The sequence below is a fragment of the Marseilla massiliensis genome (genome assembly GCF_023336985.1).
GTDB lineage: Bacteria > Bacteroidota > Bacteroidia > Bacteroidales > Bacteroidaceae > Prevotella > Prevotella intestinigallinarum.
This window is the reverse complement of the sequence record NZ_JAMBLP010000025.1, coordinates 12,558-34,161: the sequence shown is the minus strand read 5'-3', so window position 1 is coordinate 34,161 and position 21,604 is coordinate 12,558. Positions and strand designations below refer to the sequence as shown.

Genomic DNA, 21,604 nt, shown 5'->3' with positions numbered 1-21,604 from the left:
TAAAAACCAACTTCTAACTGATGGAAAGGTACAAAATATCAATCACTCCGCGCACATTCCACTTCAAGCAGCCCGCCGGGACATCGCGGGGAACATACACCACGAGGACATCATGGTTTGTTGAGCTGACCGCCGACGACGCTCCCGGTCGCTTGGGTGTGGGCGAATGCGCCCCTCTGCCCGACCTGAGCTGCGACGCCCGCCCCGACTATGGCGAACGCCTGAGGGCTTTCTGCGACATGTTTGAGCAACAGGGGCAGATAGACTACGACGCCATGGCCGACTACCCCTCGATGCTTTTCGGACTGGAGACCGCCCTATTGAACTTCCAGCGTGGCTCGGCCGCCCTGTTCTACACCGCCTTCAGCCGCGGCGAGACAGGCATTCCAATCAACGGCCTGGTGTGGATGGGCTCATACGAAGAGATGCTCGACAGGATGGAAGAGAAAATAAGGCAGGGCTTCAGGTGCATAAAGCTGAAGATAGGAGCCATCGACTTTGATGCCGAGACGGCCTTGCTAAAGCGCATCCGCGAGCGTTTCTCGCCACGGGAGATGCAAATAAGGCTCGACGCCAACTGCGCCTTCCCCTACCACCAGGCCCTCTACAAACTGGAACTGCTGTCTCAATACGCCATCCACTCCATCGAGCAGCCCATCAAGACGCGCCGTTGGGGCGACATGGCCGAACTGTGCCGCGACTCACCACTGCCCATAGCTCTCGACGAAGAGCTCATTGGCGTCAACGACACCGAGACGAAAGCCCAGATGCTAAACATCATCAAGCCGGCCTACATAGTGCTCAAGCCTTCGCTGCACGGCGGCATGCGCGGCACGGAAGAATGGATAAGGCTGGCCGGCGAGCGCGGCATTGGCTCGTGGATAACAAGCGCGCTGGAGAGCAACGTGGGCCTCAACGCCGTGGCCCAGCTCACTGCAAAGATGTATGGCGACCGCATCACGATGCCGCAAGGGCTCGGCACGGGGCTGCTATACACCGACAACATCGACATGCCGATAGAAATGAGGAACGACTCCGTTTGGTTTAAGCCGCAGCAATGAACGCAGAAGAGTTTATAAGAGAATGGAACGATGGCTCCGAAAGGCTGCTGGTGCACACCAGCGGCTCAACAGGCGCCCCCAAACCCATGTGGGTCGAGAAAAGCAGGATGAAGGCATCGGCACTGACAACATGCCGTTTTCTCGGCCTGAATGCCGGCGACACGGCATTGCTATGCATGCCGCTCGACTACATAGCGGGCAAGATGATGGTCGTAAGGGCCATTGTCTGCGGCCTGCGCCTTATCGAAGTGCCTCCTTCGGGGCATCCGCTGGCAGGCCTTAAGAGCGCCCCCACGTTTGCAGCCATGGTTCCCATGCAGGTATACAACTCGCTACGGGTGGCCGAAGAGCGCCGCCTGCTCGGCAGCATCAGTCACCTCATCATTGGCGGAGGGGCCATAGACAACGACATGGCTGCCGAACTGGCCGGCTTCGGCAATGCAGTCTGGAGCACCTACGGCATGACCGAGACGCTGTCGCACATAGCACTGCGGCGTCTCAGCGGGCCCGAGGCGTCCGAGTGGTACACTCCGTTCGACGGGGTTTCGGTGAGCCTCACGCCCGACGGATGCCTTGCCATCGACGCGCCCGACGTATGCGCCACCACCATCACCACCAACGACATTGCCCGCCTGGCCCCCGACGGCCGCCGCTTCCGCATCATCGGGCGCAAGGACAACGTGATATGCAGCGGCGGAATAAAGATTCAGGCCGAGGAAGTGGAGCGGATGCTTGCCCCGCACATAGGCTCCCCGTTCATCGTAACCAAGCGCAAGGACCCAAAGTATGGCGAAGCCGTGGTGCTGCTTGTGCAATCGTCCGACACGGCCGGAGCCGAGGCGGCATGCCGCAGCGCGCTGCCAAAGTACTGGCAACCGCACCACATCATCTCGGTATGCCGCATTCCAACCACCGCCACGGGCAAGCCGGCAAGGAAAGAGGCCGAGAGACTGGCCGAGGAAAGCCGCTGAACAACCATCTGGCGATGGCCGCCGCCGGCCGTGCCGACTCCTGTGGACAACAGGCTCGGCACGGCCGGCGGCATTTTACCAACATGCTACAATATCTAAAAGTGTTTGTTTAGATATTGCCATCGTTATCCCAAAACTTTGACATCCCGCTTCCATGCACATTGATTGCCGCTGTGACCTGGGCCGTTGCCTTGTCATAGAAGCATTGTGCAACACACCGGGCGCAGCAGCAGCCATGCACATGGCCTTATGCCCGGGCCGGGCAGCCCCGCCGCCAGAGGCTCGATGGCTGTGGCCGCAGTCCGGCAGCACGCCCCACGGCAAGGCACCGGCGGTGCAGAATGTGTAAACATGTTTCGCGCCGAGTATGCGGCAAGCCAACATCCTGGCAGCCAACCATTTGCACTGCTGCAGAAACAGCCCCGCGAAACGGCCTCGGCTGTATGCCGATACGTGCCGTTTGGCAAGGCGAAACGGCACGTATAGGCACGCAAAACGGCCCGCACGGCATTGCCATGCAACAGATGTAAACAAAACATACCAGCCATAGGGCATGGTGCAACGGCGCATGGCGGCTTGCCCGGCAGGCCCTGCGCCGCAGCCCCGCGCCGTGTGCCACATGCAACCGAAGGCATCGGGCTACCACCAAGCAAGCCATAGCGCACAACTGTTTGAAACGCCCGAGAATGCAGTTAAAAAGATTTAACACAACACCCGCCACGACTGCACATCGACATAAAAACGATATGGATATGCTAAAAAATTAATTTCATTAAAACAAAGTTTTCTTTTGATTAAACGTTCGACCAAACCAAACGTCATAATAGCGTAACTAATCTCCACGCATAGAAATGAAAAGACTCTTATTGTTGATTGCCGTCGTGACGGCAACTCTCGCTGCTCTCGCGCAACGCAACGTGACCGGAAAGGTCATCGAAGCTGAAACAAACGAGCCTCTGGCCATGACAACGGTGAAACTGCTGAAGACCGACAGCACAATGGCCAAGGGAGGGCTGACCGCCACAAACGGTTCGTTCAGCATAGCAGCCCCGGCCGACGGCAAGTACATACTGCAAGTGACGTGCATAGGCTTCAAGACTTACCACAAGAACATCACCATCAGCGGCGGAAAGAACATGCCGCTGGGCACGATAAGCATGGAACCCGACGCCATAATGCTGAAGGGGGCCACCGTGACCGGCCGCGCCCTGAAGGTGACCACACGCGAAGACACGTTTGTTTACAACGCTGCGGCCTACAGGACTCCCGAGGGGTCGGTGGTCGAAGAGCTGATAAAAAGACTGCCGGGAGCCAAGATTGACGACGACGGAAACATAACAATCAACGGCAAGGAGGTAAAGAAGATTCTCGTAGACGGCAAGGAGTTTATGGTGGGAGACACCAAGACCGCTCTGAAAAACCTGCCTACCTCGATAATAGAGAAGGTGAAATCGTACGACGAGAAGAGCGACCTCGCCAGGGTGTCGGGCATCGACGACGGCGAGGAACAGACCGTGCTCGACTTCGGAATAAAGAAAGGCATGAACAAAGGACTGCTGTCTAACGCCGACCTCTCGTACGGAACTAAAGACCGCTATGCCGCAAGGCTCATGGCAATGCGGTTTACCGACAAGCTGAGGCTGATGGGATTCGGCAGCGCCAACAACACCAACGACCGCGGCTTCGGCGGGCGAGGCGGACGGTTCGGCGGCGGACGGCGCGGACTGCAGTCGTCGAAGATGCTCGGTCTCAACTTCAACTATGAAGAGAAAGACAAGCTGCGCCTTGACGGAAGCGTGAGATGGAACCACGGCGACGGCGACACGCGCACGAAAAACTCTACCGAAAACTTCGTAAGCACAGAGGGGTCGTTCTCCAACAGCCTCAACCAGAGCTATTCGCGTAGCGACTCGTGGAACGCCCAGATGCGCTTTGAATGGCATCCCGACACAATGACCACCATCATGTTCAGGCCTACTTTCAGCTACTCGACAAGCGACGGGATTAGCCTGAGCGAGTCGGCCACGTTCAACGATGACCCGTATCTGTATGTTTCCGACCCGCTGGCAGCTGCCTCAATAGAGCAGATGGCCGCCGACTCGATGGCTGTCAACTCGCGGAGAAACAGCAGCATAACATACAGCGAGTCCAAGAGCTTCGGCGGAATGCTCATGTTCAACCGACGGCTAAACAACGAAGGGCGAAACGTTACGCTGAGACTGAGGGGCAACTTCGGCGACAGCGAGAGCAAAAGCCTGAGCACCAACAACGTACACCTGTACAAGACAAAGAACATGCTGGGCCAAGACTCGACTTACCAGACCAACCGTTACAACCTCACCCCGCAGAAAAACTGGGACTACAGCATCAGGGCCACCTACAGCGAGCCTATCTTCAAGGCCACGTTCCTGCAATTCAGCTATGAGTTCCAATACAAATACACGAAGAGCGACCGCTCTACGTTCGACTTCAGCAACCTCGGCGAGAACTTCTTCGCCGGCCTGTCGCCTGTATACCGCGGCTGGGACGACTACCTGAACCGCCTCGAAAACCCATACACTACGTATCTCGACGAAGACCTCAGCCGCTTCTCGGAGTACAAGAACTACATCCACGACATCGAGGTGATGATGCGAATAATACGCCCAACCTACAACCTGAACTTCGGAGTGACCGTGATGCCGCAGAAAACAAACTTCGTTCAGCGCTACCAGGGGGTGACAACCGACACCACACGCACGGTAACCAACATATCGCCGACGCTCGACTTCAGATGGAAGATATCTAAAGTGAGCCAGCTTAGGGTGCGCTACCGCGGCACAACCAGCCAGCCGAGCATGAGCGACCTGCTCGACATCACCGACGACAGCGACCCCCTGAACATATCGATGGGTAACCCCGGCCTTAAGCCGTCGTTCACCAACACCCTCAATATGTTCTACAACAACTACATAGAGAACCACTACAAGACCCTGATGGCCAACTTCAGGTTCCAGACAACGAGCAACTCCATCAGCAACATGGTGCGCTATGACCCTGAGACCGGCGGCAGGACGACACGCCCCGAGAACATCAACGGCAACTGGTCGACGCGCGGACAGTTCCTGTTCAACAGCGCAATAGACTCTGCCGGGCTCTTCAACGTAAGCACAAACACCGAGATAAGGTACACCAACAGCGTAGGTTACGTGAGCATCGACAACCAAGACTCGCAAAAGAACACCACCCGCAGCACTTCGTTCGAAGAGGAACTGACCGCCGGTTTCCGCAACGACTGGTTTGAATTTGAGCTCAACGGCTCTGTGGAATATGAGCACTCGCGCAACAAACTGCAGCCAAACAGCAATCTCGACACGTGGGAGTTTGCCTATGGTTTCAACTCTAATGTAAGGTTGCCGTGGGGCACCGAGGTGGCTTTCGACCTCAACATGAACAGCCGCAGGGGCTACAGCGACGAGTCGCTCAACACCAACGAGCTGATATGGAACGCCCAGGTGAGCCAAAGTTTCCTCAAAGGCAAGAACCTGATCGTGATGCTTCAGTTCTACGACCTGCTTCACCAGCAGAGCAACTTCAGCCGTACCATCAACGCCATGCAGCGCAGCGACACCGAATACAACGCCATAACGAGCTTCGGCATGCTACACGTGATTTACCGCCTCAACCTGTTTGGCTCAAAGGAGGCGCGCCAGAACATGCAGCCTCGTGGCCCGAGAGACCGCGGCATGGGCCCACGCGGCCCGCGAGGTGGTGGGTTTGGCAGGCCGGGGCGCTTCTGACGGCAAGGGCGCCACGCCGCAACGGCAACACCGAATGCGGCCACAAAGCTCCGAGGGGGCTGCAAACGGATTGTTTGCAGCCCCCTCGGAGCTTTATGGCGCAGCCCACACCGCCGGCAAAGCCGGCCCTGACGTACGGCCACGTCCACAGAAATATAAACAATCTGGGCAGCAACTGCTACCCTGCGCCATCGGTGCGAGCCTGCGGCGAGTTGACCGCCTCGAGCAGCTTGATGGCGTCTACATACTTGGCAATGCCCTCGGCAACGAGCTTGGCGTCGCGCATGGCAAGCACAACGGTAGACGGGCGGTTGACCACATCGCCGCCGGCAAACACGCCCTTGCGGCTTGTCATGCCGTAAGGCGTCTCGCGCGTGAGCACGTAGCCGCGCTCATCGACATCTATTCCCTTTGTAGTCGACACGATGCGGCTGGCCGGTACCGAGCCGATGGCCATCAAAACCTTGTCGGCTTTCTCTATCCTGCGCTCGCCGCCGCTCTCTATCACCACACCGCTGAGGATGCCGTTGTAGTCGAGAATCTCGACTATGCTCGACTGCCAATTGAACTTCACGCCCTCCTCTACGGCCTCGTCGTACTCCGACCTCAGCGCGCTCATGTCGTCAATGGTGCGGTGATACACAATCTCCACGTCCTTGGCGCCCATGCGTATGGCCGTGCGTGCGGCGTCCATGGCCGTATTTCCGCAGCCGATGACAAAGACCCGGTCGCCGTCGTGCACCGGTACGTCCTCGCGGGCTATGCTCCCCTCGTTGTACAGGCTTACCTTCCGCAAAAAATAAACGGCCTGCCTCACACCCCTGAGGTTGCGCCCCGGGATGTCGGGCTTGCGCGGCTTGACCGTCCCGGTGCCCATGAAGATGGCGTCGAAACCTCGTTCAAACATCTGGTCGATGTTTAGGTCGGTGCCAATGGTGGTGTTGCAGTGGAACACCACGCCCAGTTCCTCAATCTTCTTTATCTCGCGCCGCACCACGTCCTTGGGCAGACGGTACTCCGGTATGCCGAACATGAGCACGCCGCCTGGCTCGGGCTCCATCTCGAACACCTCGACGTTGAAGCCCATGCGGGCCAGGTCGCCGGCTATGGTGAGCCCGGCGGGCCCCGAACCGATGACGGCCACGCGGCCGCGGGTCTTGGGTTGCAGCTTCTCGCGTATCAGACCCATGTCGCCATCGAAGTCGGCGATGAAGCGCTCCAGCTTGCCCACATGTATGCCCTGGCCCTTCTTGGTGAGCACACAGTGGCCTTCACACTGCTTCTCGTGGGGGCACACGCGCCCGCAAACGGCCGGAAGGTTGCTCTTGTCGTTGATTATCTTCATCGCATTGCCGAAGTTTCCCTTCGATATCTCATTTATCCAGTCGGGAATATCCTGACTGATGGGACAGCCCTTGCGGCACGACGGCACCTTGCAGTGAAGGCAACGCTTGGCCTCGTTGATAGCCTCAAGGATGGTATAACCCTCGTTGACCTCGTGGAAAAGGTCTCTCTGTTCGTGTTCTTTCTCCATGTCGTTTAAGTAGTTTATCCTTAATTACAGCGATAAATATGCCACAAAGATACGTCAAGTTTGACATTCGGCAAAATAATAACGCCTTTTTATTTCAAGACCCACATATTTACAGTAACTTTGCAACATGCAAAACAGCTTGAAAAATGGAAAAACAGAAGATTACAATATCCGATAACCTGGGCCAGGCACTGGCCGGGGCGATTGCCGAATGCGCCCCCGACCGCATCTTCGTGCTTGCCGACGAAACCACGGCACGCCTGTGCCTGCCGCTGGCGGCAAGCTGCCCCGGGGTCAATGAGGCCGGGCTGATTACCATAAAGGCCACAGACTCCAACAAGAACATCGACTCGCTGCAACACGTGTGGGCCGAGCTGGGCCGGATGGGGGCCACGCGCCACTCCATGCTCATAAACATAGGAGGGGGCATGGTGACCGACCTTGGCGGGTTTGCCGCATCGACATTCAAGCGCGGGATAAGCTACGTGAACGTCCCGACAACGCTGCTCGCCATGGTAGACGCATCGGTCGGCGGGAAGACGGGCATAAACTTCAACGGGCTGAAAAACGAGGTCGGGGTGTTCAACAATGCCAGCCGCGTGATATTAGACACCGACTTCCTTGGCACCATGGACACCGAGAACATGCTGTCGGGGTATGCCGAGATGCTGAAGCACGGCCTGATAAGCAGCGAACGAATGTGGGCCGAGCTCCTTTCGTTCGACGTGGAGCACCCGGACCTCGGCCAACTGAGGCGGATGGTGGCCGATTCGGTGGCCGTAAAGGAGAGGATTGTGCTCGAAGACCCCACCGAACGCTCGCTGCGCAAGGCCCTCAACCTGGGCCACACGGCCGGCCACGCCTTCGAGTCGTTCGCCCTGGCACACAGGCCTGTGCTACACGGGTATGCCGTGGCCTACGGACTGGTGTGCGAGCTGTATCTCAGTGTGGTGAAAACGGGCTTCCCCGCAGACAGGATGAGGCAGACGGTGGCGTTTATCAACGAGCATTACGGAAAGATGAACATAACGTGCGACGACTATGCCACGCTGTTTGAACTGATGACTCACGACAAGAAGAACGTGGCCGGGACGATAAACTTCACGCTGCTCGGCGGCATCGGCGACATCAGGATAAACCAGACGGCCACGAGAGACGAGATATTTGAAGCTCTCGACTTCTACCGCGAGGGCAACTGAACGGCGCGGTCGGCAGGGCGGCATGACCGGGCCGGCGCCACAGCCCGGTTGCCGCAAACGGCCGCAAGCGGCGCTGCGACACGCCAACGGCGGCCGCTTCAGGGTGGCGCATGGGCAGCCCCACGGCAGCGAATGATGTTTACAGAAGTATGCAGCGTGAGCCGCGGCGGTGCCAAACAGGCTGTTTTGCACCGCAAAACGGCAGGTTTTGAACAGCGATATGGGCCGTTTTGCAATGCAAAACGGCCCATATCCGTAACCCATTGGCCTTCAGCGGGTTTGCCGCCACTCCGCCACGGCATGGCAATTAAATACAAACAGATGGCCGAGGGGGCTTCAAAGCAAGTCTCTACGCTTGGCCGAAGTCTCCCTGATGACAAGCTGCTGGGGCACCACCTCGCGGCACACAGCCTTGTCGCCGGCTATGTTGCGCAACAGCATCCTGCACGCCGTAACGCCCATCAGGTGAGACTGGTCTACGATGGCCGACAGGCGAGGGGTGACATACGCCGCATGGGCATCGTCGGTGAAGCCTATCAGCGCCACCTCGTCGGGTATGCTGAGCCCCATGTGCTTGATGGCGGCAAAGGCGGCAAAGGTGATTGTGTCGTTGAAAGCCAGTATGGCATCGGGGCGGTCGGGCCGGGCCAGCATCTGCCCGGCGGCCTTCATCGCCACGTTGTAGTCAATCCGGTCGCAGGCAACGAGCGTGCGGTCGATGGCTATGCGGTTGTCGCGCAAGGCCTCTAGGTAGCCGTGCTTGCGCCTCCTTACCATGTCAAGGTGGTTGGGGCCGCCGATGAAGGCTATGCGGCGGCTGCCGGTGTCTATCAGGTGCTGCGTGGCCTGCCTGGCGGCCTCGTCGCCGTTGGCCGTGACCGACGAGAAACGGTCGGGCAGACATGTGCGTCCGCAAAACACAAGCGGTATGCCCATGGCTGCCAGTTCCTCGAAATGAGAGTAGTCGGTGGTGTCTTGCGCCAGGCAAGCCACTATGCCTTCCACATGCAGGCTTATGAAATTGTCGATGGCCCTGGCCTCGGCAGCAAAATCCTCGTGGCTGTTTGCGCTTATCACAGAATAGCCGGCCTTGGCCGCCTCGTCCTCTATGCCGTCGAGAACGGCAGCATAGTAGTGGGAGACGAGGTTGGGCATGACCACGCCTATCACCCTCGGCGACTCACGCCTCAGGCTTCTTGCAAATGGATTGGGACGATAATTGAGCCTCTGGGCCAAGTCCTTGACCCGCTGCTGCATCTCCTTGCCTATCTCTGGGCTGCTGCGCAGGGCGCGGCTCACGGTGGCAATGCTCACCCCAAGCTCCTGGGCAAGGTCTTTGAGTGAAACTCTTCGTCTGCTGTCAGCCATAGTTTTAAGTGTTTGTTGTAAGGTCGTGAATAATTGTTTCTAACCATTGCAGCTGCTGCAATGAGTGTTGGCACTTAAGCGGCGAACCGCAAACACGGCCGCTTCTTGCTGCAAAATTACGTAAAGTAGACCAAATGCGCAAACGTTTACGTTAGTTTTTTCAATATAACGGCGACATTGTGATGAATTTGTAGCTATCTTTGCATCAGAAAAATTGAACTCGGCAATCTGTGAGAAAGCTCACATTGCACTCGTCGGCATTATCATTCGAAAGGATAAGCGGCAGGCGGCAATACATGAGCAAGCTCGTTTTGCACTCGTTGGCACTATCCCTGCCGAGGCTGAGTCGATATTCCTTGTGCCCTAAACAAAATCGCCCGAGGCAATGCCTCAAACACCATGAAATGGCAAGGCGAATTGTAGGGCATGACATCCGAAATGAAAATGAGTAATGAATAGTTGATAATAAGTTAGTTAGAAAACATCGGGCCAAGACTGTCGGGAGACATGCTTGGCCCTTTCTCTTTTGGCTTTACCGGCCACGACGGGCGGCGCAAGCCACCGGCCGTCATTTTGCCGTCACGCCGTCGCCGTCGGCATCACAGCTGGTAAACCCCATCTCCCTTGCCTTTTCGGGCGGAAACGTGAAATAGGTGGCTTCGCCCTCGGTGCAGAGTTCACCATTTGAGTTGGCTATCTCGACATGAATCAAGGCCAGGTTGCGGCGCATCTCGCGCAAGGTGGCACGTATGGTTATCTGCTCTTCGGTGGTCATTATCGACTTGCGGTAGCGCACCTCGAGCTTGGTGGTGACGCCTGTGGTCTGCAACCGGCGGAACATCACCCACGAAGCACACTCGTCCATCAGCGTGGCCTGTATGCCGCCATGCAATGTGTCTATCCATCCCTGGTAGTGAGCCTGCGGCTTCCAGAAGCAAACCACGCTGTCGCCGTCTTCGTAAAACTCCATCTTGACGCCCAGCGGATTGTCAGGGCAACAACCGAAACAGTCGTATCCAGGCTTGGAAAGCCAAGGGTTGTTTATCTTTCTCATAAGCATTGTTGTTTGGTTACACCCGCAAAAGTAAGCAAAAAGCGGCAGATAACGCTCTCGGCAGCCAAGTTTTTCAGAACTTCAAGGTGAATTTGAAGCGCACACCGTGCTTGGTGGCTGTGGGCAAATCGAGGTAGGTGAGCCTGCGGACATACTCGATATGGAAGAAACGGAACACATTGTGCACACCGACAGCTACCTCGACGTATGGCGTCGAGGGATTCATGACATACGAACCCTCGGGAAACTGCATCAGCACGGAGCTTCCCGCATTGCGCGCCAGCATGGGGTTGTTCTTGTCGGTAAGGTCGCCCCACAATGCCCTCACGGCCAGGAACTCACGCCACTTGAGGTGCTTGATGAGCGGCAGGCGGTTGAATAGCTTGCCATTCATGTCCCACGACACATCAAGGCTGGCGTAGCGGTCGTTGAGGAACTCCATGTTGTTGATCAACTCGAACGTTCCGCGCTGCACGACATACGACAGGTTGGCCGCCGGCATGATGAGCAAGGGGAACGGAACCTGGTTCCACTGGGCCCCGGCGCGCAGGTCTACGTCTACCTTTCCCCAGCTCTTGGCCCATATACGCTTAAAGAACGTGGCCTCGGTGAAGTTGTATCTGTACTGCCCGCCAAGCAAACCGCCCACGCCCATGGCATGGCTCAGGGTGAGCACAGGTGCATCCCGGTTTATCGGACGGCTGCGCTGCTTGGTGTACACAAGCTTTTCGCCGGGCGCATAGCGAAGCTCGGCCCTCACCTCGGTGGTGCGTATAGAGCGCGACGGGGCCGTCACGCCCCCACCCGACGCCTCGGCCCGGGCCTGGTCGGCAAGCGTCACGAAGCGCAACTGGCCGCAGGGCTCGTTCTCTTCGGCCGTGACGGTGAGCGTGGAGCGCAGTCCCCACACCTCCTCGCGCACCATCTTGAGTTGCTGCCTGTTGTAGAACATCATCTTGTCTACGGTTGTCCACTTGAAAGAAGCGAACACATTGTCCTTGTCTGTCGACATAAACTTGTCGGTGGGAGCGCACACGTCGTAGGTCGAAGAGAGCGTGATGTTGCGCAAGGGCTGCTCGTGGGGCATGTACTCCTTGGCGTTGAACGAATAGGTGAGCTCTCCTTTGTAATAGTCCTTGCGGCTTTTCCACCCGCGGGCGTAGTATCCGCTCATGAAGAAATGCGGGTTGAGGTTGGCCGTTGTCTGCGCGCTCAGCCTCGTGCGGAAGCCGTCTATGAAGTTTGAAGTGACCATGGTGTTCACCGGCCCGATGTCTACCTTGCTCGGACGGCCGCCCACCCCCGTCTCGATGAAGTTCTCTACAAGCAGCTTCAAGCCCATCATTATGTACTTGAAAGCCCCTCCCCGCTCCATCGTGCCAAGGAAGTTGCCCATGTTCTGCTCGCTCCTTGTCAGCTCTACCTGCCTGTTTTGCTGCCAATACTCATGCGAACGCCGCTTTGCCCCGGGCTCGGAGCTCAACGCGGGCCTGCCTTCAAACTCGCCCGGGGCTATAGGCCCGAAGGCATAATCGGTGATTCGCGTGTTGCGAATCACGGCCGCCTTCTGCATGAAGTCGAACAGTTCGAGCTCGACAATCATGTCGTCGGTGGTGAGAAGCCAGTCGCCGTCGGGCGACTTCGTGAACTCCTGGAGTATCATCATGCCGTCGACGAAGTTGACCTCGCTGCGCTGCGGTATGCTCAGTTCGCATCGCTTTACCTGGTATGAAGAGTCTTTGATGATGTAGATGTCGCCCCGGAATCCGAAGTCCTGCTGGTTGTTGGGCAGGAAGTGCAGGTGTATGCAACTGTCGCCGCTCACGCTCAGCGTGTCCTGTATGTAGAAACGGTAGAACCTGATGGCGTCTTTTCCGATGGGAGAAGTGAAGGGGTGCTGCAGCAGGCGTATCTGGTCGTCGTAAATGTTGACGTCGGTGAAGAAGTCTTTCAGCGCGCTTGTCAGGATGTCGCCCGACTGGAAGAATTGCTCAATGCCCTCCGAGCGTTCGCCTTCCACGATGTCTTTCTCTGCCTTGGGGCGCTTGCGGTATATCCGCCGGGTCACCGTCTCGCTCACCGTGACCGGCAATATCAGCTTGTTTGTCATCAGGCACGGCTCAATCTGGTTGAGTGCGCCCGGTATCTTGCTAAGCAAGCCATGCTCAAAGTCGCTCGGCACCACCTCGTTGGCGGCAAAAGTGAGCTTCTGGTACTTGCGGTACTGATAGTAATCACGGTTAGACAGGTCGGTGCGACGCTTGGCCGCGATGACCTTTTTCATCAGTTCCACGGCCGGGTTGTTCTTCCGGCTGTAGCGTGAGCGCTTGGAGCGCACTGTAATCTCGCTGACACGGTGGGTGCGGTTGAACCACTTTGTAGTGTCACGGCTGAGCTCCGAGTTCGCCTGTGCCGCTGCGCCTGCCGGGCAGAAGAGCAGCAACAGAAACACAAACGCCGCCCACCTGCCCATCAGCAATACCTGTGGCTAAGCCCAAGGCACAGCCGTTCGTGCCTTGAACGCATGTAACGGTACATTGCCGTGAAGACAACAATCTCCACCAGCGGGTAAACGTAGGGCACATTGAGCAGGCACGTGACATAAATGAGGATGGCACGTGAATTGAACGTCAGCAAGTTGGCATATTTCATCAGCGGCAGCGAGCCACGCCTGAAGTCGTCGCGCAGCTGCCGGGGCATATCCTCCACCGACTGGTAGCGGGCGCGCAGGCACTTGTAAAACTGCTGGAAGGCCGGCGTGCGGCGCTCCTGGCTGCGGCAATAGTTGGCATAGTTATAATAGAACTTGTGGGCCCAGAAGGCTCCCTTGCGCGGCAGCGAGTCGTAAATGGCACGCTGCGAGGCCGAGTCGTCGAGCTCGCTGCCCTTCTTGCCGAGCAGGAAGTAAAGGTGAATCTGTCGGTAGTAATCGGCGAGCGAACTCTGCGGCGAATGGCACAAGAAGCCGGCCACGGCGCAAAGCAGTATGCCCAGCGGCCCCCAATGCACCGATGTGAACGGTATGAGCTGCGGCCAGAGCCTCAGCGCGATGGCCAGATAGATGGCAAAAAACCACAGGTCGCCCGAGAATCCGTCGAGCACACGGCCCACCAGCGTCTTCTGGCCGGTGAGACGGGCCAGCTGGCCGTCGGTCGAATCGCAGAAATTTGCGAGCATCAGCAGGGCTATCCCTGCCACGTTGTGCCACACATCGGTGAAGTAAAACATGTAGCCGGCCCCCAGGCCGAGGAATATCGACATCACGGTTATGGCGTTGGGATGCACGTGTAGGCGCTCCCAGAACAGCGCGAAGGCCAGCCCGACGGGCCGTGTGAAGTGTACGTCGAGCCACTCTTCGGTATCCTCAGACTTGAATGAGGCATGTAGCAGTTCCTTGAAATTGCGTTTCATCGTCATTCTGCACTTAAAAACTCCTCGGCTTTCTGTATGTCCGAGGCATGGTCTACATCGAGGACTTTAGAAAACGGGTATGCCCTCAGCACGAGCCCGTCGGCAATCATGGCGCGCTGGAAATTGCGCATGCGGCTCTCGCCGCGCCTCATGCAACCGTCGAGCGTGGGCAACGACGATGGCGTGAGCCCGTAGATGCCGGCCGACACATAGCGGCATGAGTCGGAAGTGTCGAGGAACGCCGTTATCCCCATGGCCTCGTCGGTCTGCACATACAGTGGTTTCTCGTCGTCGATGTAGTCGGTGACGCCCATCATGCCCTGGCACTTGCCTGCCGACACCTCGCTCTTGAACGCGCGTATGTAGCCTCCGAACTCATCGGGACGGAATATTGTGTCGACCGTTGTCACACAGAACGCCCCCCCGCCCATATACCGGCTTATCTCGAAAAAGCTGTGCATGGAGCTCGGAGTGGTCTTGACCACATAACGCAACGGCAAGCGGACACCGTCGAGCCCGTCGCGCTGGAGCTCACGCAGGTGGGCCACGACCGACGACATGCGGTCGTTGCATATCACTATTATCTCTTCGGCATCGTTCTGCATGAACACATCGAGCAGGCGGTCGATGAGCGGACGGCCGCCAACGCGCACGAGCGGCTTGGGCTCGGCCACGCCTTCGGCTGCCAAACGGCTGCCATCGCCAGCGGCAATAATAGCATATTTCATATTTGAATCTACATTTATTTGATAAACGGTGGCAAAATTACACATTATAAACGAGACGGGGAAAGAAATTAGTTTTTTTTGTCTTTTTTGCCTGTATGGCTTTCCACGCGCCACCGTGGCACGCTCCTGTGAGGCCGGCTTCGGCAGTACGCCGCAACCACTTGGCACACAGGCGTTTGCAAAACGGGCCATATTGCACCGCAAAACGGCCCGTTTCAAAATGCCATATGGGCCGTTTGGCATAGTAAAACGGCACATACGGCACAGTCGGGGCCACGTGAGCCCCTTCCGGCACAGGCGGGCGATGGCTTACGCCCCGGCGGCGCTATCGGCTACGGGGCACGGAATGGCGTCACGCCAACCGCCCGCCATTACGCTAAAACCCCCATTCGGCCATGGCATCGTTGCGACGCCATGGCCGAATGGGGGTGAAACGGCAAGCCGTAAGCTGTGGCCGCTCTGATTGACGGCGCCAAGCCGGCATTGGTCAGAACGTCATGCGGAACATGAAACGAACGCCGTGCTTGTGGGCCGTGGGCAGGTCGAGATAGTTGAACCTGTGAACATACTCGACGTGTATTATCTTGAATATGTTGTGTATGCCGAACGACATTTCCACATACGGCTTCTTCGGGTCCATCACATAGCAACCTTCGGGGAACTGCATCAGCACGGGGTCGGCCGCATTCTGCGCCACGTAAGGGTTGTTCTTGTCGGTGAGGTCTCCCCACAACACTTTCACGGCTATGTACTCACGCCACTTGAGCTTCTTGATGAGCGGTATGCGGTTGAACAGCTTGCCGTTGAGGTCCCACGAAACGTCGGCGCTGACGAAGCGGTCGTTGAGGAACTCCATGTTGTTTATGAGCTGGAACGTTTGGTCTTGTATGATGAACGACAGGTTGGTGGCAGGCATGCACAGCAGCGGGAAGGGCACCTTGCTCCACTGCACGCCGCCCCTGACGTAGCAGTCTATCTTTCCCCAGCTGTTCACCCAGAAGCGCTTGTAGATGCTGGCCTCCGTATAGTTGTAGTCATAGTCGCCTCCGAGCACGTTCTTCAGCCCAAGCGTGTGGCTGACGGTGAACACCGGGGCGTCGAGGTTTATCTTCAGTCGGCGCTGCTTGGTGTTGATGTAGGTCTCGCCCGGGGCAAAGCGCAGCTCGGCGCGCAGCTCGGTGGTACGGAACTTGGTGTCGGCTCCGGTGGCCATCGGCCTGAAATGCAGGTAGCCGCAGGCCTCGTTCTCTTCGGTCTTCATCGACACCGTGGTCTTGAAGCCCCAGTCTTCCTCGCGCTCGAAGGTCAGTTCCTGCCTGTTGTAGAACATCATCTTGTCCACCTTCGTCCATTTCAGTGCCGTAAACACATTGTCCTTGTCCGTGTGCATGAACTTGTCTGACGGCGACGTGACGTCGTAGGTCGACGAGAACGTCAGCGTGCGCTTTGGAAACTCCCTCGGCAAGTACTCCTTCTTGTTGAAAGAGTAGGTCACTTCGCCCTTGTAGTAGTTCTTGTGGCTGTCCCATCCCCGGGCATAATAGCCGCTTAGGAAGAGGTGCGGGTTGAGCTTGGCGGTGGTCTGCGCGCTCAGTCGGGTGCGCACCCCATCGATGAAGTTGCTCGAAATCATGGTGTTGATGGGTCCGATGTCGACCTTGCTCGGGTTGCCCGTCTCGACATAGTTCTCTATGAGGGCCTTCGCTCCGAAGATGATATACTTGAATCCCTTTATCTGCTCAAGGTTATGGACAAACGCATCCATCTTGCTCTCGCTCTGTGTGAGGTGCACCTGGCGGTACTTATTCCAGAAATCGTCGTCGCGCATCATCGCATCGGCCTCCTTTACCTCACGCGCCTTGCCCTTGAACAGTTGCTTTGGCAGCGCGTCGAAGGCGTAGTCGCTGAGCCTTGTGGTGCGTATGACGATGGCTTTTGCCAGAAAGTCGGTCAGCTTAAGCTCGGCCACCATGTCGTCTTGCGTAAGCACCCACGTGCTGTCGGGCAGTTGCTTGAACTCCTGGAGCACGCGCAGGTTCTCTACGAAGTTGACATCGCTGCGCTTGGGTATGGTAAGCTCGCATCGCTTCACCTGGTACGACGAGTCGGCCATGATGTATATGTCGCCCCTGAAGCCGAAGTCTTGCTGGTTGTTGGGCAGGAAGTGCAGGTGGAAGCATTTTTCCCGATCCACAAACACGGTGTCTTCGATGTAGAAACGGTAGAAAGCTATGGCGTTCTTTCCTATCGGCGAGGTGAACGGATACTGCAGAAGGCGCACTTGGTCGTCGTAAATGTTCACGTCGGTGAACACGTCCTTGAGCGTGGTTGTGAGTATGTCGCCGGTCTGGAACAGGTCGTTGATGCCCGTAGAGTTCTGCCCCTTCACAATGTTCTTCTCGCTGTGAGGGTCTTTGCGGTATATTTTCTGCGTCACGGTCTCGTCGACCGAAAGCGGCAGAATGAGCTTTCCGTTGTATTGGCACTTCTCCACCTGGTCGCGCAGCCACGGCATCTTCTTGAGCTTTGGCGTCTGCAGCTTCTCCGGCGTGATGTCGTTGATGGCCAGGGTTATCTTCTGGTACTTGTTGTACTGGTAAAAGTCACGGTTGTCCAGGTCGGTGCGCTTCTTCGCCGCTATGACTTTCTTCATCAGTTCCACGGCCGGATTGTTCTTCCGGCTGTACTTTCCGCGCTTGGCGCGCACCGTCACCTCTTTCAGCTTGCGCGTGTCGGGCTTGAGCTTTATGTCGAGCCGCCCCTTGGTCTTGGGCCCGATGGTTACCGTCTGAGGCTCGTAGCCCACCGAACTGAACGTAAGCTGCCATCCGTCATGCCGCTCTATGGTGTAATACCCGCTCAGATTTGAGGCCACTGCGACATTGTGCCCGCGGTAAATCACGCTGGCATAAGGTATGCTGTCACCCGTTGCGTCGTCAATGATATATCCAGAAATCTGCGCATTGAGCTGCAACACAACGGCAAACAGCATGAGAATCAAATATGTTATTCTGTTTTTTCCCAAATCTTTTTAGCTTAAATGGCATTACACAAAAACAAGAAAGCAATGGAGCCGAGAAGCCGAAACGCCAAAAACAAGCGCTGGCCGTGAGTTAAGCGGCCTGCCCCGGCCTCTGCATCAACATGCCGTCGCGCCACAGGCCTATGGCCATACGACCGGCTTCCCGGCTCCACAATGTCAAATAAGGGCTGAGAGCGTGGCTCCGCCCGCGTCAATCGTCAATCTATTTCCTCGTCTGCCTCGTAGCCGCCCATCTCGCGTATGGCGTTCTTCAGCATGGTATACTGCTGGTAGAGGTTGTTGACGGCTTCCTCGCCCTTGGTGTAATCGTGCATCGGGCTCTTGAGGAAGAAGCTCAGGAAGCGCTGTATGCCGTAGCGGCCTGCACGTGCTGCAAGGTCGCTCAGCAGTGTTAGGTCGAGCAACAGCGGCGCGGCCAGTATCGAGTCGCGGCAAAGGAAGTTGATCTTTATCTGCATCGGGTAGCCCATCCAGCCGAAGATGTCGATGTTGTCCCACCCTTCCTTGTTGTCGTTGCGCGGCGGATAGTAGTTGATACGCACCTTGTGGTAATAGTCGGTGTAGAGATCGGGCTGCACTTCGGGCTTCAGTATTGTCTCAAGCGTAGAGAGCTTGCTCACCTCCTTGGTGTGGAAGTTGGCCGGTTCGTCGAGCACGAGACCGTCGCGGTTGCCGAGTATGTTGGTCGAGAACCATCCGCTCAGGCCCAGGCACCTTGTTCCGATTATCGGGGCGAACCCGCTCTTCACCAGCGTCTGGCCTGTCTTGAAGTCCTTTCCGGCTATTGGCATCTTCGTCTTCTCTGCCAGTTCCCACATGGCGGGTATGTCTACGGTTGTGTTGGGGGCTCCCATGATGAACGGGGCGCCCTCTGTAAGCGCGGCATAAGCATAGCACATGGACGGTGCGATGTGCTCGCGGTCGTCAGCTTTCATGGCAGCCTCGAGTGCGGCAAGCGTTCCGTGCACCGTCTCGTCTACCGGAACGTATATCTCTGTGGACGCGGCCCAGATGACAACAATGCGCGAACAGCCGTTGTTCTGCTTGAAGTCGCGTATGTCCTGGCGTATCTGCTCCACCATGTCCCAGCGAGTCTTGCAGTCTTTGACGTTGTCTCCGTCAAGCCTCTTGGCGTAGTTGCGGTCAAATGCGGCCTTCATCGGTACGACTTTCTCCAGTTCGTCCTTGACAGGGTTGATGTCTTTCTCCTTCAGCACCTCGGCATACATTGCTGCCTGGTATGCGTTTTGCGGATAAACATCCCATGTTCCGAACACGATGTCGTCGAGCTTTGCCAGTGGCACTATATCGCTGTAATGCAAGTACTGCTTATCTGCTCCGCGGCCGACACGTATTTTGTCGTACTGTGTCATAGAACCAATTGGTTTGGCCAATCCGCGCCTGGTCATGAACACGCCTGTCATGAATGTTGTCGCAACGGCGCCGTTGCCGACAATCATAATGCCTAATTTGCCGTCTGCCGGCTTTACATTAGTTTGTTTCATTACAATTTAATATTAAATGTATGTATACTTATAACTGTTTCAATGTCGTTTTTAAGTCTTCTGCAATGATTTGCCGCTGCCGCATTACAGCAACTCGGCCAGTCTGTGTATGGTGAAATCAGCCGCAGAGGTGTCGGCGGCCTCGTCGTCGGTCCAGCCCTCGCCGCGCATCCACACGGTATGGCAGCCTGCGGCCTTTGCCGGCACGATGTCCTTGGCATAGCTGTCGCCCACCACGGTAACCTCGCCCGGCTCCATTCCCAGCGCCTTGACGCCGAGAGAGAATATCTGCGGGTCGGGCTTGCGCACCCCCACCACAGCCGATTCGACCACGCCGGCAAACAGGCCGTCAAGGCCGAACTCGCCGAGCACGGTGTGTATGTTGCCGTAGAAGTTGCTGACGAGCACCAACGGCATGCGTCCGGCCAGCCGGGCCAGCACTTCACGGCTGCGCGCGGTCTCGGCCTTGACCGAGCCATAGAGGTCGGCGAGCACCGCGCCGTGCCACTTGGGGGCATCGAAGCCCCCCAAGCACCGCCCTATGTGCTCCATCTCTATGCGCAGCTTGACAGACAACGTCTTCTCGAAAGTATAGTCGGGCTGTATAATGGGGTTGCGCCCCAGCTCACGCTCGGCATAGACATAGGCCTCGCGGAAGAGCTCTTCGCCTACAGGCACGCCCATGCGCTCGTATGAATGCCATATCACACGCCCCCAATGGTTGCCTCCGGTGTCGAGTGTGCCACCGTAGTCGAATATACATCCGCGGCTTCCAGTCAAAATATCTGATGCCATACTCTTTTCTTTTTAATTGTTTGTGCAAGCCGGTCGGCCGTCAGCTTCGCAATGGCCTGCGCCGCCTCGTCGCGGCAGCGTGAAAAGCTGGGCCAGTCGTTGAAGTCGATCAGGCAAACACTGCCGTCGGCTCTGACAATGCAGTCGCCTCCGTAAACATCCACTCCGGCCACCCTCGAGGCGCGCTCGGCGGCAAGCCGCAATGCCGACTCATCAAAAATGTAGTGGTGCGGGCGGCCGTTGAGCCTCTCGTCGCCGAATTTCGACATCCCGTCGTCGCCGGGATAGAAATACCGGAAGAAGCCGGTGCCATGCACGCCATAGAACTTCAGCAGGTCGCCCTCAACGTGGGCCGACACCATTATGTCGTCAACGCCGTGCCGCCTCATGGCCTCCATCACCACGGCGACGTCGGCCTTGGTGGCCGCAAACTGCACGTCGTGACGGCTTTCGGCCACTCCGCTGCCTCTTTTGAGCCAATAGCCGTGGCTGCCTTCGGCAGGGGCCACAGGCACGCCTGCCATCCGCAAGGCTTCGGTGAGCCGCCTACGGTTGCAGCACAGGTCGACCCCGGCCGGCGAATTGACCACGACCGAGCCCCGAGCCTGCATCTGGGTGAGGTAAGCCAGCGTCTGGGGCAAGCGCCCCATCGACAAGCATGCCTCTGCAACGGGACCGGGTTGCAAAGCCGTTTCACCAACGGTCTCGACTACGTAGCCGTCGTGCCGAAGCACGTCAGCCACGCCTTCCAGTATCGCTGCGTCCTTTTCTACCGAGTTGGGAGAGAATCGTTCTGCCCTGCCAATGGCCAATATCATGTCCGGATTACATTATATCATTATGTTCCGGGCAACAAAGTTAGGTAAAATCCGCCTTATATCAGAAAACTCCCGGGGCATTTTAATTTTTCTTAGCAATATATTTGATTAAAGCGTTCGAAACATCTACGAATCTATTCAAAAAGGTAAATGAACACACATTAACGTATGTTTGCCACTTATATGCGACAAACAATCATGCCATATACATTTCATAACAAATCGGCCGGGCCCATGCCCACCCTCCGGCCGGGCTTGGCGCCACCTGCATGCATGGCTTTGGGCAGTGAAATGCAGGCGATGGCGAAGGCCGGCGGCACGGTTGCCGAACCGCCTGA

The 21,604-nt window shown here is 57.1% G+C and carries 14 protein-coding genes; 4 read left to right on the top strand and 10 right to left on the bottom strand.

Annotated elements, in window-relative coordinates:
- Window positions 1-20: 20 nt before the first annotated feature.
- The 3 genes from menC to M3089_RS13460 all read left to right on the top strand — a co-directional run bounded on the left by menC (window position 21) and on the right by M3089_RS13460 (window position 5,811).
- Entirely contained in the window at window positions 21-1,061 is a 1,041-nt protein-coding gene (menC, locus tag M3089_RS13470; protein WP_249084618.1) for an o-succinylbenzoate synthase, read from the top strand.
- A complete protein-coding gene (locus tag M3089_RS13465) occupies window positions 1,058-2,032 on the top strand; it encodes an AMP-binding protein (protein WP_249084617.1) in 975 nt (324 codons plus the stop codon). Before menC ends, M3089_RS13465 begins: the two co-directional genes overlap by 4 nt.
- Window positions 2,033-2,883: 851 nt before the next feature.
- Window positions 2,884-5,811 (top strand): TonB-dependent receptor, encoded by a 2,928-nt coding sequence (locus M3089_RS13460; protein ID WP_249084616.1) that lies wholly within the window; start codon window positions 2,884-2,886, stop codon window positions 5,809-5,811.
- Window positions 5,812-5,989: 178 nt separating this feature from the next.
- Here the strand turns inward: M3089_RS13460 and M3089_RS13455 are convergent, their stop codons facing one another.
- Window positions 5,990-7,345, bottom strand: a complete 1,356-nt coding sequence (locus M3089_RS13455; protein ID WP_205108295.1) for an NAD(P)-dependent oxidoreductase — start codon at window positions 7,343-7,345, stop codon at window positions 5,990-5,992.
- A 146-nt stretch (window positions 7,346-7,491) separates the two neighbouring features.
- On the opposite strand from M3089_RS13455, the gene aroB reads away from it, so the two are divergent.
- Complete coding sequence (aroB, locus tag M3089_RS13450; protein ID WP_249084615.1) at window positions 7,492-8,544, top strand: 3-dehydroquinate synthase; 1,053 nt, start codon at window positions 7,492-7,494, stop codon at window positions 8,542-8,544.
- Window positions 8,545-8,880: 336 nt separating this feature from the next.
- Here aroB and M3089_RS13445 read toward each other — a convergent pair whose 3' ends face one another.
- The 9 genes from M3089_RS13445 to M3089_RS13405 form a co-directional block, all read right to left on the bottom strand.
- Complete coding sequence (locus tag M3089_RS13445; RefSeq protein WP_249084614.1) at window positions 8,881-9,912, bottom strand: LacI family DNA-binding transcriptional regulator; 1,032 nt, start codon at window positions 9,910-9,912, stop codon at window positions 8,881-8,883.
- A gap of 568 nt (window positions 9,913-10,480) precedes the next feature.
- A complete protein-coding gene (locus M3089_RS13440) occupies window positions 10,481-10,966 on the bottom strand; it encodes a PaaI family thioesterase (RefSeq protein WP_249084613.1) in 486 nt (161 codons plus the stop codon).
- A 73-nt stretch (window positions 10,967-11,039) separates the two neighbouring features.
- Complete coding sequence (locus M3089_RS13435) at window positions 11,040-13,439, bottom strand: DUF5686 family protein (RefSeq protein ID WP_249084612.1); 2,400 nt, start codon at window positions 13,437-13,439, stop codon at window positions 11,040-11,042.
- Window positions 13,439-14,377 (bottom strand): CDP-alcohol phosphatidyltransferase family protein, encoded by a 939-nt coding sequence (locus tag M3089_RS13430; protein WP_249084611.1) that lies wholly within the window; start codon window positions 14,375-14,377, stop codon window positions 13,439-13,441. Before M3089_RS13430 ends, M3089_RS13435 begins: the two co-directional genes overlap by 1 nt.
- 2 nt (window positions 14,378-14,379) lie before the next feature.
- Window positions 14,380-15,105, bottom strand: coding sequence for an NTP transferase domain-containing protein (locus M3089_RS13425; RefSeq protein WP_205108307.1), 726 nt, complete (start codon window positions 15,103-15,105; stop codon window positions 14,380-14,382).
- 487 nt (window positions 15,106-15,592) lie between these two features.
- Window positions 15,593-18,097, bottom strand: coding sequence for a DUF5686 and carboxypeptidase-like regulatory domain-containing protein (locus tag M3089_RS13420; protein ID WP_249084633.1), 2,505 nt, complete (start codon window positions 18,095-18,097; stop codon window positions 15,593-15,595).
- A gap of 248 nt (window positions 18,098-18,345) precedes the next feature.
- Window positions 18,346-19,653 carry an inositol-3-phosphate synthase gene (locus M3089_RS13415; protein WP_249084609.1) on the bottom strand — a complete coding sequence of 436 codons (1,308 nt, stop codon included), beginning with the start codon at window positions 19,651-19,653 and terminating at the stop codon, window positions 18,346-18,348.
- Between the two features lie 84 nt (window positions 19,654-19,737).
- Window positions 19,738-20,448, bottom strand: a complete 711-nt coding sequence (locus M3089_RS13410; protein ID WP_249084608.1) for an HAD family hydrolase — start codon at window positions 20,446-20,448, stop codon at window positions 19,738-19,740.
- Complete coding sequence (locus M3089_RS13405; RefSeq protein ID WP_249084607.1) at window positions 20,430-21,266, bottom strand: ATP-grasp domain-containing protein; 837 nt, start codon at window positions 21,264-21,266, stop codon at window positions 20,430-20,432. The genes M3089_RS13410 and M3089_RS13405 overlap by 19 nt, the downstream gene beginning before the upstream one ends.
- Between the last annotated feature and the right edge of the window lie 338 nt (window positions 21,267-21,604).